General features: G+C 59.1%; 8 protein-coding genes and 1 pseudogene. 1 reads left to right on the plus strand and 8 read right to left on the minus strand.

Features of this window, described 5'->3' with window-relative positions; translation table 11 throughout:
- Window positions 1-36: 36 nt before the first annotated feature.
- The 6 genes and pseudogenes from NKJ55_RS12975 to NKJ55_RS13000 form a co-directional block, all read right to left on the minus strand.
- Window positions 37-2262 (minus strand): mechanosensitive ion channel family protein, encoded by a 2226-nt coding sequence (locus NKJ55_RS12975; protein ID WP_352450241.1) that lies wholly within the window; start codon window positions 2260-2262, stop codon window positions 37-39.
- A gap of 438 nt (window positions 2263-2700) precedes the next feature.
- Window positions 2701-3771, minus strand: a complete 1071-nt coding sequence (locus NKJ55_RS12980; RefSeq protein WP_352450242.1) for an adenylate/guanylate cyclase domain-containing protein — start codon at window positions 3769-3771, stop codon at window positions 2701-2703.
- Between the two features lie 3 nt (window positions 3772-3774).
- Entirely contained in the window at window positions 3775-4266 is a 492-nt protein-coding gene (locus NKJ55_RS12985; RefSeq protein ID WP_254818889.1) for a Rab family GTPase, read from the minus strand.
- A gap of 15 nt (window positions 4267-4281) precedes the next feature.
- Window positions 4282-6852, minus strand: a complete 2571-nt coding sequence (locus NKJ55_RS12990) for an OmpA family protein (protein WP_352450243.1) — start codon at window positions 6850-6852, stop codon at window positions 4282-4284.
- A gap of 94 nt (window positions 6853-6946) precedes the next feature.
- On the minus strand, window positions 6947-7612 hold the full coding sequence (locus tag NKJ55_RS12995; protein ID WP_031211579.1) for a DUF3450 domain-containing protein: 666 nt from the start codon (window positions 7610-7612) through the stop codon (window positions 6947-6949).
- Window positions 7613-8224: 612 nt separating this feature from the next.
- Window positions 8225-8370: pseudogene (locus NKJ55_RS13000) on the minus strand (IS110 family transposase); the annotation flags it as partial.
- Between the two features lie 161 nt (window positions 8371-8531).
- Here NKJ55_RS13000 and NKJ55_RS13005 point away from each other — a divergent pair.
- Window positions 8532-11504 carry a trifunctional glycosyltransferase/class I SAM-dependent methyltransferase/polysaccharide deacetylase gene (locus tag NKJ55_RS13005; RefSeq protein WP_352450244.1) on the plus strand — a complete coding sequence of 991 codons (2973 nt, stop codon included), beginning with the start codon at window positions 8532-8534 and terminating at the stop codon, window positions 11502-11504.
- Between the two features lie 86 nt (window positions 11505-11590).
- Here the strand turns inward: NKJ55_RS13005 and NKJ55_RS13010 are convergent, their stop codons facing one another.
- Both NKJ55_RS13010 and NKJ55_RS13015 read right to left on the minus strand, forming a co-directional pair.
- Window positions 11591-12271: a redoxin domain-containing protein gene (locus tag NKJ55_RS13010; protein ID WP_023675975.1), complete on the minus strand. Its 681-nt coding sequence runs from the start codon at window positions 12269-12271 to the stop codon at window positions 11591-11593.
- Between the two features lie 19 nt (window positions 12272-12290).
- Window positions 12291-15590, minus strand: a complete 3300-nt coding sequence (locus tag NKJ55_RS13015) for an adenylate/guanylate cyclase domain-containing protein (protein ID WP_352450245.1) — start codon at window positions 15588-15590, stop codon at window positions 12291-12293.
- Between the last annotated feature and the right edge of the window lie 30 nt (window positions 15591-15620).

Raw genomic sequence — 15620 nt, forward strand, 5'->3', positions numbered from 1 at the left:
AAAGCCGCGCTGTGACCAGCAGGTGTCGCAGCTTTTCTATTCCGTTGTGCTAGCTTTTTTTCTGCGCCGAATAGTGTGCGACTGCGCGACGGCCATTTTCAACTCGGGCGTGATCTCCAACGGTGCATTCTCTGCCCCATGTTGGTTCTGTAGCCCCTGGACCTGGACGGTCGGAAATGGGAGTTCGATGCCCTGCTCCTTGAAGACCTGGCGGAGGCGTACATAGAATTTGCGTTTCATACCGAAGGCGCCTCCCGGCTTGGTTGTCGCCTTGACCCTCAATACGATGCCGTATTCGCCGAACTCCTGTACGCCCTGCATCTTGATCGGGTCGAGCACCCAGTGTTTGAACTCGGGATCTTCCGCCAGTTCGAGGCCGATCCGCTTGATCAGCTTGCGAGCGAAGTCGATATCGGTGTCATAACCAACGGTGATGTTGAATTTGTCGATAACCCAGTCACGGCTCTGGTTCTGGACTGCCCCGAGTTCACCGAAAGGTATTGTGAACAGCGGACCACGATGGTGGCGCAGCTTCACCGAGCGCAGCGAAAAGCTTTCCACAGTACCCTTGTAATTGCCCGATGAAATGTATTCGCCAACACGGAACGCATCATCGAGCAGAAAAAACACGCCTGAAATGACGTCCTTGACAATGGTTTGTGCCCCAAAGCCCACGGCGACGCCGACGACGCCAGCGCCGGCGATCAATGGGCCGATCTGGATACCCAGCGAGGCGAGCATCATAAGCACCGCCATCACGATGATCGATGCGAGCAGAATATTCTGGAGGATCGGCAAGAGCGTGTGCAGCCGTGCCTGCTGCGGATCGAGGATCGGGACGTCCTCGTCGCTGATCACAGGGTGCGGTGTTTCGATGCCCAGCTTTCGTTCGATCAAAGCTTTGATGATCGACCAGCCGAAGTCGGCGGCGAGGGCAATGACCACGACATTGATCAAGCCGCGCAATATGAACGTCGTCGTCGTATCGCTGTCCCGCATGGATTGCATGTCCAGACCCCAGACACGTGCGAGAAGGTAAGCCGCCGCCAGGATGAAAATCATTCGGATTCCGCGATCGATGACAGCGATCGTCACCGCCGGGATCGTGGGCCGGCCGACATCTTCCGAACCTGGCCGCAGAACGAAATTAACCCCGCGCTGCGTCACCACGATTGCCAAAGGCAGGAAGAATGCGGCGAAGGTGAACCAGAAGTATGTATAAAGGCCGGCGATACGCTGCAGGAACAGGACGACGAAATAAGCAGTTAATAGCCATGTCGCTTCCGTGTGACCGATGTGGCGCGCACCGTCTCGCTGCGTTCTTGGCCGACGCCAAATGGCGAGCAGCAGGAGCAACAGCAGCACGAAATCGGCGCCCAGTGACAGGACCATCATTCCGTCCTGATCGATGCCGAGACCTGGCAAGAGGATAAACGCGGCGCCGAAGAAGGCGAAGACGCCGACGATCCGGGGTAGCCAATAGGACCAATGGTCAGCCGCTTCGTTGGTGATCGGCAAAGCACGAACCTCGACGGCGTTCTCGACGTTCATGAAGGAAGGGACGAGCATGGCCATGACGTACATGCGCACACCCCATGTAACGACTGCCGCCATCAGAAATGTCAGTACAATCTCGCGGATAAGCATCGGCCAGTCGAACAACATGAACGCGCCGGCGCTGCCCAGTGCGAAAGAGACTATCAGCATGCTGGAATAAAGCAGGCGGCCACCAATCTTCTTGGCTCGCCCAACGGGCGTATCCTTCGGTTGCGCGATAATCCAAAGACGAAATGGACGGGTGAGCTTGAACGTTGCCCAAGTGAGTGCCAGGCCGGCAGCGATGAACATTGCAATCAGCACAAATACGCCGGCAGGCCCCTTGCTGGACATATCCTCCATCGTCTCTGCCCGAACGCGCGCGAACTGGCCTGGCAGCAAGGGCAAAGTTCGCACGATTCTTTCGATATGATGCCTGATCCCATCGAGCGTCGAGGATGCCATCGTATTCATCTGGCCGGGTGCGGCCACGGCGCCGGACGATGCGTCGGTCGGCGAAGCCCCTCTCTCGGCGGGCGCTCCCGTTGACCCGGCGTCCTGATTTCGCTGTTCGGCCACCCAGGCCTTCACTGACGGATCGTCGAGAACCTCGAACAGCTGTTTGACCCTTTCAGGCGGGACGGTCGCCGGCGCCTGCGCCTGCGCCTGACCAGCCAACAAAAGGGCGATCCCAAAGACGAGCGGCCTGGCAATCAGGGCAAACATCGCAGTCAGGTCTCCGAGACGCCGTGCCGGGCGCGCCAGGTTCCTGGCTCCCAATCGTCGAGTCATAAGTGGCATCGTGCTGTTAACCTTCCGGTCAGATCGGCGAGCAACGACATCTATGTCCGTTGTTGCCCTACCTTGAAGAAACCGATGTTGCGGTGCAAGACGTCATCGTTCCGAGCCAGACCGTTGCGCCGGGTACTTGGCGGTGTTTATTTAGCCGCGGGGGCAGGGCATTCCGACCTCGGCCCAGCCTCCGGCCGTTCTATGAACTGGGCATCGACGTTAAATCTCAGGAACTGATTTCCTGAGTTGACCAGGACAGACCTTTGGCGGTCGCTCGGTGGTCAACTGCTTCGCGCACCGCTGCCGACATTCGAAACCATGATGTTGCTTGAGATGCAATGCGCTTCCGGGTCGGCACTACCATGCGGCAAATCAGGCCGGGAGCCGCCACATTCGCACACGACCTGTACCACGCAATTCCGTTTCCTCGAGCGGGTCGCAAGCAAAATTTGGTCCAAGCAGTTGATGAGTTGCATCCGAAATACGGATTTCATCGGGCTCCGCGGACGTTTGGATACGTGCGGCGAGATTAACGGTGTCGCCCCATAGGTCATAGGCAAACCGCCTTTTGCCTATGACGCCCGCCACGATTGGTCCTGAGTGAATTCCAATTCTGAGTCTTATCGGTTCTCCTGCGAAGCGTTCGCGCTTAACCGCCTTCCGCAGTTCAAGTGCATAGTGCGCAAGGGCTTCCGCATGATCGGATCGCGCGGCGGGCAGGCCAGCGACCACCATCACACAATCGCCGATTGTCTTGATCTTTTCGCAGCCGTATCGCTCCGAGAGCAGATCCGCCGCCTTGAAGAAGTAATTTAAAATAGCGAGCGTCGTCACGGCTCCGACGCTCCGCGCTCTTTCCGTAAAACCGACGATGTCGGCAAAAAGCACACTCACCTCCGCGTGGTTGTCTGCAATTTGTTCGTGCGCTTTTAGCCGCTCCGCGATCGACGCCGGAAGAATGTTGAGGAGTAGGGCTTCGGCGCGCTGGTATTCACGCGACAATCCCTCTTGGCTCGCCCTCAACGCCTCGTTTGTCGATTGTAATTTCTCGTTGAGTTGACGCTCCCTCTCTTGCAGGAGCGTCATTTCATAAGCCTTCTGTTGAAGCCGCTGCCTATTGTCGCGTTCGGCATTGGCGTCAAGAAAGAGCAGCCACACGCAGGCATTGTCAGCAAAAAGATGGAGGTCCGCGACACGTCCGCTGGGCAGTTCGACCATGGCCATGTCATATGGAAGCTCCGGGCAGGGCAACAAACCTTCCATGAATTCAAGCTGCTCGGTAACAGGCTCACCTATGCGAACGGACGAGAGTCCGTAATGGTTAACGTTACCGCCCTTCGCAGCTATGCAAAGCTGGGCGTCGATTTTCAGATATGCGACCGAGCGCTCGTTGTAGAAGAAGTCGTAAATCCAGCTTCTAACTTCTCTTGGCAAGATATGCATGGTTTATTTGCTAACCATCGAAGCAAGTTGACGAAACGCATCATCAACATGTTCACCCGAAAGCGCACTTGTTAGATAGATTTGCCATCCAAGTTGCCTCAGTTCGTCAATTTCACTATCCGATATTGCCCACCGATCGGCCAGATCGGATTTGTTGAACAGCAATACAAACGGCATAGCGCCGAATTCAGCCTCGGCCCGCTCGCGCAACGTGAGCGCCACGGCAAGAGTAGCAGCGCGTGTTCCATCGACGACAAGCACGAGCCCACTCGCACCTCGCACATAGCTGACGCGGAATGAGCCGATATCGTCTTCGCCGGCCAAATCCCACAAAATCAGATCCACGGTTTTGTCCGGGAATGCGACACTCTTCTTGTCGATTTTCACTCCCACCGTGGTCAAGTAGGTTTCTGAAAAGATGCTTTGCACAAACCTGCGAACCAGACTGGTCTTTCCGACAGCGAACCCGCCCAACATGCAGATCTTCTTTTGCAATATCCTGGGCTCCGCCTAGTGGAAGTTTACCGTAACCGAAACTCTGCGGTTGGCGGAGTTCCCGGTTCGGCTATTTTCAATCTCCGCTGGCTCAAAGGTGCCCGCGCCGCGAACCAAGAGCAACTCCGGATCGACGCCGCGCTTCTTGAGAAGCGCACGAACTGTTTCCGCGCGCGCGGCGCTGATCGACAACTTGGCCGTTTCACGGCCCGTCTCGTCCGAATGGCCGGTCAACATGAACTGTGCTGTTACGCCTGCCTTGCGGGCGTCCTTGGCCAATTCCTTCAACTGATTCGCCAATTTGTCGAGAACCGGCAGTTGCTCTGGTCCCGGTACAGCCTTGCCAGAATCGAACAAAATGTCGACCGCTTGAATAGCCTCCCTCAAATGAGTGAGTTGCGGAGGGGTCAACTCACGCAGCTCGGAGATTTCTAGAGAGAGTCCGTCCGCGGACAGCTGTTGGGCGGCGACCCGCGCCCGATCTATCCAGGCGGCAGGAGCTTCACCCTGGGCAACGATGCGATCCTTGATGATCGAAAGCCGTACTGAATCCGGCGGAGTCAGCGACGCCATCAGCCGCTTCACCACGAACTTCGGATCAAGGCTTTGATAGAATTGCCACTGTGAATGAACGCGAGCAGGATCGACCCCTGTTCCGGACAGCAGAGCCTTCGGGTCGGCGGCCTGCGGGTCTCTCAGGCCGGAAATATAGAAATGTCCGCCCCTCGCCGTTTGTTGGCCGATGATGATTCCCGCTTGGGCCTCCAGTCGCGACACATAAGTCTGCCAGTGCTCCGCCACGCGTGCTTCGGGGCTCACATCACGAACCTTGGAGATGTCGAATTCCGGTCCGCCTGCCGAAAGCTGTCGGGCCGCTGCGCGTGCGCGATCTATCCAGGTGTCGGGAGCCTCACCCTCGGCAACGATGCGATCATTGACGATCGAAAGTCGTACTGAATCCGGCGGAACCAGCGACACCATCAGCCGCTTCAGGACGAACTTCGGATCAAGGCTCTGATAGAATTGCCACTGCGAATGAACGCGGGCGGGATCTACCTCCGTTCCGGACAGCAGAGCCTGCGGGTCGGCGGCAAGCGGGTCTCTCAGGCCGGCAACATAGAATTGGCCATCGCGAACCTTTTGTTCAGCAACGATGATGCCCGGCTGGGTCCCCAGTCGCGACACATAGGCCTGCCAGTGCTCCGCCGCGCGTGCTTCGGGGCTCACATCACGAACCCTGGAAATGTCGAATTCCGGTCCGCCTGCCGAAAGTTGTTGGGCCGCTGCACGTGCGCGATCTATCCAGGTGTCGGGAGCCTCCCCCTCGGCAACGATGCGATCATTGACGATCGAAAGTCGTACTGAATCCGGAGGAACCAGCGACGCCATCAGGCGCTTCAACACGAACTCCGGCTCAAGGCTCTGATAGAATTGCCACTGCGAATGAACGCGGGCGGGGTCGACACCTGTTCCGGACAGCAGAACCTGCGGGTCGACGGCAAGCGGGTCTCTCAGGCCGGCAATATAGAATTGGCCATCGCGCACCTTTTGTTCGGCAACGATGATGCCCGGCTGGGCCCCCAGTCGCGACACATAGGCCTGCCAGCGCTGCCCGGATTGCCAGGAAAGAAAGAACCAACCGCCTGCCGGAATCAAAACCAGCAGGACTGCAGCGACTACCAGCCACGGAAATCCCTGGTTTGATTCCTCCTGCTTCAGTTCAACGCAGGTCTGCAACTGCGTCTCTACGCCGGCCAACTGCGAACTGTCGCCGTCAAACTGCTCTAGAGCCTGTGAGCATTCACCATGGATGCGAAGCAATACATCGCGAATTATTTCATGTAATTCCTCCGGCGGATTTCCCCGGATCACCGCAACCAAGGTCGCAAACGGTCCAACTTCCGACCAGAGACGAAGCTCTCCGAAACGAATAGTGTCCAGGCCACTCTGCTCTTTCTCGTTAAATGAGTCTTTTACAAAATCTTGAATTGCACTAAGCATAGAAGAAATTAGTTGCGGATCTTCGCTAGTTGCATTATCGGCAGTTACATGCGATATCAAAAGCCCGGAATTGCGATTGATGAGAAACACATGTTCCACACGATAGACAAGAGAATGCTTAAGAACAACTTCTGAGAAGCTTGCACCTGTTCTCCAAGCTTCAAATCTCCACTTGAGCCCATGCCAGGTAAATATATGTCTTAAAGTTTCATTCAGCGATTGAAAGGTCTGATCGATCTTTTCGCCGATCGACTTGCGAATAGCCGGCAGAAACACCGGGTACAATATATCCGTCAGTGTGCGCGGGCTCTTCTGGATGGACCGTTGCACGGCCCTCTCGACAGCTGGCGCAAGGGCCTCTCCGAGTTGCGCATGAGGCGCACGTGCGGCTGCACTGGGGAGAACGCTCCCCACTGCAGCCGCAAGCTGCTCGGGTTCGTCGAGCAGGTGCCTAACTCGTGAAAGCTCCGAAATTTCGCGGCCGACCAGCAACTGGCGCAGCGTTTCCATGCGAGGGTCGGCGGTTGGGATTCCGTCGAGACGCGCACGATAGTCCGGATCAACGTTCCGGGCAATTTCGATCAAAAGGCGAGCCAGAGCCTCGCGATCAATCTCTGTATCGTTCGAAGCTGCTCTTTGAGGGAGGCTGGTTGGGTCGACAGTCGACGTCAAGTTCCGATCAACTCACTTTCCAGGTACGCTCCGAGTTGTTCTTGCTGCCGACGGGATCCTGATTTAGACATTTTGCAACCTCGACAAACAGGCCAGCCAAAAGATTTCGGTCGGTCTTGACATTGCCGAGATCGGAAAACATCTTCTCCATCAGCATCTGAATGCTTTCATTCTTTTGCTTGATTTCCTCACGCAGCAAATGATCGTTTCGATTTATCCGGTCCGCAACTTCCCGCTCAAGCTCGCTCAACTGATCCGACAACGCGCGCACCTGCTTTTCGAGCGCCTGATTTTGCTCGCGAAGATTCCGATCAATCTCCTTATCGGCGTCGGCTCGCGCGTCTTTTTCGTTCCGCAATTGCGCCGCAAGCGAGTCGACCTGCTTCTTTGCATTTGACTCGTACATTTCAAGATTGCGCTTGGCCTCGGATTCGACATCCTTGAAGCGCTGCAAGACCCGTTCTTCAAGCTTGGAAAAGCGGCGGTCATAGTCCTGCATCTGGTTGCCGAACAGCAGATCACGTATCTTGTCGACACCTACAGCGTCGCCGGGGGCCCCGCTCTCGCGAGCCTGGCCCGCCATGAAGGTCAGCCCGCTTCCGTCTGCATTACTTATCAGATTTGCGTCCGCTTTATTTGCTGAAGAAGCGGTATTCGAAGATTCCTTGGCCATCTTTATGCCCCCTTCTTTGAACAATTGCCACAGTGCATCACTCAGAAACCAGCAAGCATGCCAGCAAAATACCCGGCTCGCAAGCCGGAATCTTCTTGACGTAAGCCAATTCGTGCCTCCCTTTTACATCTCTTGAACTAGCAGCAAATGCACGAGTTCCGATTGATGTCGCTCTCGCATCTCTTTGTGATAGCAGCCATAACCGGCTAATCTAATCGATCATTGGACGCAATCTACTATCGAAATGAGTAATACAATGTCAGGCTATAGCTACTGGAGCGCAATTAAGTAGCGCAGATTCATTAGAAGTGCCTAAAGTAGCTAGTCTGGCGGTGCACGTACCGTCTCGCACCCGGCTGTATACTGCGACGATCAGCTTCCGATGCGGGCTCCACGGTAGAAGGAAGGTCTTCTTTCGCACGGAGAATGGCTGTTCGAGAATGCACCTCGGAATCGAGGCGTTTCGGTCGATAGGAGGGGAGCGAAAGTCCCAATAACTGCAGTCATTCACACCAAAGCTTCAGTGGGCGGCATTTGTTGCGCCCCCAATTGCAAAAGACGTCAGGTTGCCATAGCTATTGCACTCATACGGCGCCCGGGACCGCCGCCTGTGGTCATGGCGCCGACTCCGGGGATCGACATGAATATGCGGCATGCTTGGCTTTGACGTGCATCTGCGACAGCTGGCGCCCAAGCTCGGCGGCACGGATGCGAATGCTGCGCCAGGCTTCCAACTTCGGTAGCACGACAGGAGCAAGCTCGCTCTGCAGCCAAATGGCGGCGTCGCGGCGGCTCGGAAGAGTTCGCAGGAGACTGTTTGGACGCAGCGTCCCTGAGGACCGTTTCCTTTGGCAGGAAATCGCCGGCTATGTTTCGGGACTCTTGTTCTACCTTCGAACCAACGCGCGGGTTACACGGCGTGGCGCATGATCCCTTGGTTTCAATCGTGGTTCCTGCGCACAACGCGGAGGTAACGCTGGCGCGCTCACTCGATAGCCTTCTCGATCAGGAAATAATGGATTGGGAGGCGATCATCGTCGACGACGCCTCCACGGACCGCACCCCTGCGATCATCGCCGGTTATGTGGAGCACGATGCCCGATTTCGGATGTTGAGCTCTTGCGCGCATAGCCCCGCCGGCGCGCGCAATAGCGGGATGTCGACGGCGCGCGGCCACTGGCTCATGTTTCTGGATGCGGACGATTGGGTGGATTCCAGCTTCCTTGCCAAAATGCTGGCCGCACTGAAATCCGCTCCCGATGCAGTGGCTGCCTATTGCGGTTCCCGACGCGTGATGCCCGATGGCGAACTCACGGCGTCGAGCATCGCAACGGAGGTTGCGATTCAACCCTTCGAAACATTCGCGCGCCGGTGTGCCGTCCGCACTCACGCGCTGCTGGTCGATCGGGAGATAATTGTCGAGTTAGGCGGTTTCGACGTGTCGCTGCGCACCTGTGAGGACTGGGATCTGTGGCAGCGCCTCGCACGTCTAGGCAAAAATTGGGTGATGGTCGACGCGCCGCTCGCTTTCTATCGGGCCAGCCCCAACGCGCTCAGCCGCAATTCGGCGCAGATGCTGGCAGATGGCGAAGTCGTGATCGCTCGCGGCTTTTCCGCCGATCCGAGGGTCAAACACCCGGCATCGGCTCACGCCAATGGAGCGACCGACGCGAACGGCCACACCGCTTCAGAAGCACTCGCGTGGTTCGCGTTGTGGAACGCCGCATCGGATTGCGGCTGCGGCTCGCGCTCGATCAACCCGCAGTCCCTGCGCGCGCTCCCGGCAGGACGTAAGTGGGCGCGTGAGATCGCCAAGGTGGCCGTCGATGGCCTTATGGTAGGAAGCCTGTCGGTGCCAGCGCAATTGGCTGCCAGGTGGGACAGGTTCGGCGCTTCCCTCACCGAGTTGATCCTCGAACTCGGCAAGGTCTGGAATAATCCCGACGCGGCTCGCCGCGTGCAGTATCACTTTGAGCAAATGCTGCTCGATGTCGACGATCTTGCCGCGCCGCGCAGGCTGGCGCGGACACTTGGAATTCGTGTCGACGCGCGAAATCCGGCCTCGATCGAAGTACCGGAAGGAATCGATCAAATCTATGCCCATCTGATGATGGATGGCCAGATCGAGGCTCTCGTGCAGTTCGGCGTACTCGGGAGAGTGACGAGGCGTCATTGGATTGAATTGATCCTGAATTTCCTGCCCTCTGAGCGGCCTATGCACAGTGCCGCGCGACTTGCGAGGCGATCGCCTGTAGATGCACCGCAAAAGGGCGCCGGTGCCGACAAGTCAAACATGTCTGCAGCCGAGGCATTGTTGTCCATGGCGGGACGCCGGTCTGATCGGGACAGCCATTTCGGCAAACTCGCGGGATTGGCCGCGGAAGCGCAGGCGCTGGTTCGGTCGAGCGCCGAAACTAAAGAGCCTTTTGCAGCGCCGCGCCGTGCACGGGCCGCGGATGGGCGCGACAATGATCGCACATCTTTCTGGAATCGCCATTTTGCGATCGAGGATCCCTGGAACTACGGTTCGCCCTATGAGCAGGAAAAATATGAGCGGCAGCTCGAAATTCTGCCTGCCGGTCCCATCGGACGGGCGCTTGAGCTGGCCTGCGCGGAGGGCCACTTCACGCGGCAGCTGGCGCCGCGCGTGGGCCATTTGACCGCAACTGACATCTCCGCCGTAGCCGTCGGGCGGGCGCGCGCGCGATGCAGCGATCAGCCGAACGTTGAGTTCGGCGTACTGGATTTTTCTGCGGACACGCTGCCGGGCGAGATGGATCTGATCGTGTGTTCGGAAGTGCTCTACTACCTGGACGATCTCACCGAGTTGCGGCGCATCGCCAAAAAACTCGTTGAGGCGTTGGCGCCTGGGGGCAGTTTCATCAGCGCACACGCATTCGTGCTACGAGACAATGTTGAAAGGACGGGCTTCGACTGGAACACATTCGGTGCACAAGCGATCTCAGAGACGCTGGCAGCGACCCACGGCCTCGTTCTCGAGCAATCGATCCAGACCGAGCTCTACCGCATAGACCGCTTCGGCCGCCTGTCACCAGGCGACGTGGCGACGGAACCGACGATAGATCATGTGCCAATCCGCGCCCCCGTCGAAATCGGAGTCGCGCGAAATATCGTCTGGGGCGGGGCGCGGGCCTTGCGCCGCGACGTCGCACATAGCGAGCGGCGGCAGCGTATCCCTGTCCTCATGTATCACAGCGTCTCCGATGAAGGTCCGGCCGCGCTCGCCCGTTTTCGGCTCGCGCCCGCCGCATTCGCCAGCCAAATGACATGGCTGCGCGCCAATGGCTTTCACGCGATTAGCTCCGAGCAGCTGGAATGGTTCATCGCCAAGCGCCAGCCTTTCGTTGGCCGCCCAGTGCTCATCACCTTCGATGACGGCTTCCAGAACTTTGCCGACCATGCCTGGCCGGCCTTGCGCGCGAACGACCTGACCGCGGAAGTGTTCCTGGTGACGGACTTGGTGGGTGAAAGTGCACAGTGGGACGCCTACAGCGGCCCGCCGACGCAGCTTATGGACGCCGGGACGGTGCGACGCCTCGCCGGCGAAGGTGCGTTCTTCGGAAGCCATCTGGCGACGCATCGCGCGATCGATGGTCTGTCGAGCTCTGACTTGGCCGCCGAGCTCCTGCGCTCTCGTATGTTCATCGAACGGTGGACCGGTCGGCCAACCGCGGCGTTCGCGGCACCCTTCTCTGTCACCGACCGACGGCTTGGCAGGCTGGCCAAGGAGTGCGGCTATCGAATCGGCTTCGGCGGCAGACACGGGCCGGCGGACCTCGATTGCGATCCCATCGACCTTCCGCGCATCGAGATTCGTGGGGATCGTTCGTTCGATGACTTTGTTGCCGTTGTCGAGGCCGTGCTCGCGTGAGCCGTGAACTTGTCAGTGTCTAGATTCGTAACAAATTGGTTCCGCGTTTTGTTCAGCGTCCCGCTCCGCTTACCTCGTTCGCAAGTCTATTGGGCGACCTGGGATACGGCTGACATCAGCTCCTGCGGGCTTGGCGCCCCAAACATGTATCGCCCACCCTCTGGAACCTCCGTGAAGCTCCAGCGGACGATCCCCTGCCGGTCCAGCAGGAACTGACCGACCAATTGTCCGTGTCCCGTTGCTAGCATCTGCTCGTCGGCTTCGGTCAGCTCGTAATGGTCCCTCTTGTTGAGGATTTCACTGGCCGCAAGAGGATCCATAGGACCGGGCAGCTCGCCTGGTATGTCGACCCGCATATCCTTTGCCGCTGCCATCGAGACCTTGTACGGCCAGTTCGTCTCGTTTTGGGTGAATTCGAGATTGGGCAGTCCAAAAGCACGATGTGAAGCGCGTTCAGGATCGGAGGCCGCAAGCAGATTCGGCATCGGATGGTAGCGGAAATAGAGACGCGCCCGTTCGATCGGCGTGTTGACCACCGTCAGGCTCTCCACGCCCTTTTCGCGCAGCTCCGGATCAAGCCGCGCCTGGGCGGCGATATGGCGTCGGCAAAACGCGCAATGCAGACCTCGAAACAGGCCGACCAGCACCGGTTTTTGGCCGCGAAAATCGTCAAGCGCGATCTTGCCTTCCTGGGTAATGGCGTCGAGTACCACGTTTGGCGCACGGTCGCCCGGTTGAAGCGGCACCAAGTCACTACGCGCGGACATTTCCAACCTCCAACCCCGGCTAGTCGAGAAAAGGCAGCACCACAAGCGCTTCCGGGTCGAGCCCGTGCTGGGCGCATATACCCTGCGCCAGGGAAAAGTAGCGTTCGGCCTCGGCCAGATTGTCGAGGTCGAGATTAAGCGTTGCGAGACCATCATAACACGGAAACAGCAGTTGGGGTTCGCCCGTTTCGCGAGCTACGTCCAGTGCTTCGTGGAACAACCCAACCGCCAGGTCCGGACGGCCGTTGCACTGGTGGATCTGCCCAAGCACGATCAACGGCACCGGCAGGTGCTCGCGCTGGTCGAGCGCCCGGTCGAGCTCGATGGCCTTCTCGGCAGCAGGCACGCCCTCCGTTGGACAGCGATCCGTGAAAGTACAACAAGCGACCGCCAGATTGGCGAGGAGGCGCGCCTGGAAACCCAAATCACCAATACGGCGCGCCACTTCAAGACCGCGTCGACAGACCTCCATCGCCTTTGCGGGATCGATGGTCGTGTAGAGCACGCCGAGATTGGTGTAGCCGCGGCAGGCCGCGCCCAGCAGACCGGCGGCTTCGGCCAATTCAATGCTACGCTCAACCTGACGCACGGCCTCACGGTTTCGCCCAAGGCGAGCCAGCGCGACAGCCTTGGTATTGAGTGCCTCGGCGGTCACAAGAGTGGCATCACACCTTACCTCGGAGACATGCTCCGTTGTCAGTGTGCCTACGCAATCCAGCGCCGCGTCTGCCCATTTTGCCGCGAGAGCGTGATCTCCGCTACGGAACGCCTGTCGGCCACGTTCTTGCCACAGATGCGCCTGCTCGATCGGGGCATCCGCTCCATCGAGGAGCGCTGCCGCCTCAGCATAGCGGGGTTCTGCCTTGTCCCGCTTGCCGACATCCCAGAGTAGCCGACCGATCTTACGCAAAACTCGCGCCGAGGCGACGCGATTGGCCGACTCGCGGTATGCCTGCAACACCGTCTCGTAGTGGTGGTGCGCGATCTCGCGGCGGCCTGCCGGGCCGCTCAAATCGGCAATGCGCTCTGCAATTGCCAGTTTGAGCGGTGTTTGCCCGATCGCGCCCAACGCAGTCAGTGCTCGCTCGTAGAAACGAAGGGCGTCGTCATTGGCATATATCATGCGAGCGCGATCGCCTGCCGCCTGCAGGTAATGCGCGCCCTTCTCCCGCTCGGCGCTCTGTGCGAAATGATGACCGAGCACGGTCAAATCCTCGAGCCGTTCCGGCTCGTCGCCGCACAGTTGCTCCAAGGCAGCACCGATCCGCCCGTGGATTTCGGTCCGGCGTTGCAGGAGCAGATTCTGGTAGATCACGTCCTGCAGCAATGTTTGCGTAAATCGGTAGCTTTGAGACGAGACCGAGCCTGATCCGGCAACTTCCTCGATGATTTCCGCATCGCAAAGCAGTTCGCAGCCGGCTTCGAGCCGGCCGGGGTCGGCTGTCACGGTTTTCAGAAGTGTGGCATCGAAGCGCGGGCCGATTACCGCGGCCTCCTGGGCCAACCGGCGCACCTCTTGGGGCAGCCGGTCGACGCGGGCAAGCAACATTGCCTGGATAGTGGCGGGGATGCCGGTTGCGACTTCGCCTGCCACAGTCCGCCATCGCTGGCCGTCTCGCATCAGTACACCGCGATCGATAAGGCCGCGAACGATTTCCTCTACAAAAAGGGGGTTGCCGCCCGCGCGCTCGAGGATCTGGTCGAGAAGCCCTCCCGCGGAGCTTACCCAGCTCTCGCCGAAAAGCGCTGCCAGCAGGCTGCGTCCGTCATCATTGTTGAGTGGCGGAAGCCTGAGCGCTGTGTGACTGACCCGACTTGAGTCGAGCTGGTCGTTGTCCGGCGCCGGACGATGCGTGACCAGCAACATCAACCGCGTGCGTTCCAACCTGTCCATCACGAAACGTAGTGCCTCGAGCGACACGGCGTCGGCCCAGTGCAGGTCTTCGACGACAATCAATAACGGCGACAACGCAAGCCGCCGTTCGATGATTGTGCGGACTGCGTAGAGAATTTGCCGCCGCAGCTGCTCGGGCTCGACATGCTGCAAGGTGGCATCGGGGTCGCCAAGGCCAAGCACATGGTAGAGCAAAGGCATCAGCCGCTTCGCCTCCTCGCCCTGCAGGCCGAGATCGGCAAGCAAGCCTGCGAGCTTCCCCCGCATTTCGTCCCCATTGTCGTTTTGCATCATCCCGGCAGCGCTGCGCACCACTGCGCCCAAGGCGCCAAAAGATTGTTCACCCAGCGGTGAGCACGTGGCCTGCCGCACGGCGACGTTGCGAAAACGCTCCTCGTCGCCGACGCGGGCGACGAACTCCTTCACCAGCCGCGATTTCCCGATGCCGGCTTCTCCGACGAGGCGGACAAGTTGGGCCGAGCCGCCGCACGCCTGGTCAAGGCTCGCCATCATTCTATTGAGCTCCGCACCACGACCTATTAGCGGCGCACTGAGGCCGAGCGCCTCGAGCCCGCGCGCTGCACGCGGCACCGCTAGCGGTGCGTCCAGTCGATGAACGAGCACGCTGCCAGCCTTGCCGCGAAACACGACATCACCCAGCGACTCGTAAGAAAAGGCATGCCGGGTCAGCCTGTGAGTGAGCTCGCCTACCAGCACCTCACCCGGTGCGGCCAGCGATTGCAGGCGTTGCGCCGTATTCACTGTGTCGCCGGTCACGGAATAGGATCTGGCGGTGCCGATGCCCAATCCGCCAGTAACGACCGGACCAGTGTTTATGCCGATGTGGAGTAACAGAGGCGAGCCGGAGTGGGGGGTGCTTTCGCCGAGCCGCGCCGTCCGGGCGATCATGTCGAGAGCGGCGCGAAGCGCACGTTCCGGATCGTCCTCATGCGCGACCGGCGCACCGAACAAAGCGAGCAGTGCATCGCCGATGAATTTGTCGACGAAACCACCAAAGTTTCGTACGGCCGCCGTCAATTCCTTGAATAGTTTGTTCTGCAGCGCTTGCATGACCTCGGGGTCGAGCTGCTCGCTGAGTGTCGTAAAGCCGCAAAGGTCGGCGAACAGGACCGTTACCGTCCGGCGATCGGCGTCAGAGACGGGATGCAGCCCTTCTTCGCTTTCCATGTTCGAAAGCAGCGACGGAGTTCGAGAAGGCGGCACAATGGTCCGGCTTGGTGCCGGAGCAGGCCGTTCGACGGCTTTTGCGGGCGCACCGACGCTTGCCCCACATTTCGGACAGAACTCGAAATCAGGTGCGCAGGTGTAGCCGCAACTGGCGCATGGCACGGGCTGGCGCCTGCCACACCTCGGACAGAAGGCGTAACCGCCCTCAATCTCGAAACCGCAGCCCGAGCAGTCCATCGAACAAGACCCCACTAGTGGCCGTGACGG

This window comes from Mesorhizobium sp. M0106, assembly GCF_040322715.1.
Taxonomy (GTDB): Bacteria; Pseudomonadota; Alphaproteobacteria; order Rhizobiales; family Rhizobiaceae; genus Mesorhizobium.

What these genes read in the sequence shown, in the direction of transcription:
- NKJ55_RS12975 (WP_352450241.1), bottom strand. Translation starts at nt 2,262, where the DNA reads ATGTTTGCCCTGATTGCCAGGCCGCTCGTCTTTGGGATCGCCCTTTTG.
- NKJ55_RS12980 (WP_352450242.1), bottom strand. Translation starts at nt 3,771, where the DNA reads ATGCATATCTTGCCAAGAGAAGTTAGAAGCTGGATTTACGACTTCTTC.
- NKJ55_RS12995 (WP_031211579.1), bottom strand. Translation starts at nt 7,612, where the DNA reads ATGGCCAAGGAATCTTCGAATACCGCTTCTTCAGCAAATAAAGCGGAC.
- NKJ55_RS13010 (WP_023675975.1), bottom strand. Translation starts at nt 12,271, where the DNA reads ATGTCCGCGCGTAGTGACTTGGTGCCGCTTCAACCGGGCGACCGTGCG.
- NKJ55_RS13015 (WP_352450245.1), bottom strand. Translation starts at nt 15,590, where the DNA reads ATGGACTGCTCGGGCTGCGGTTTCGAGATTGAGGGCGGTTACGCCTTC.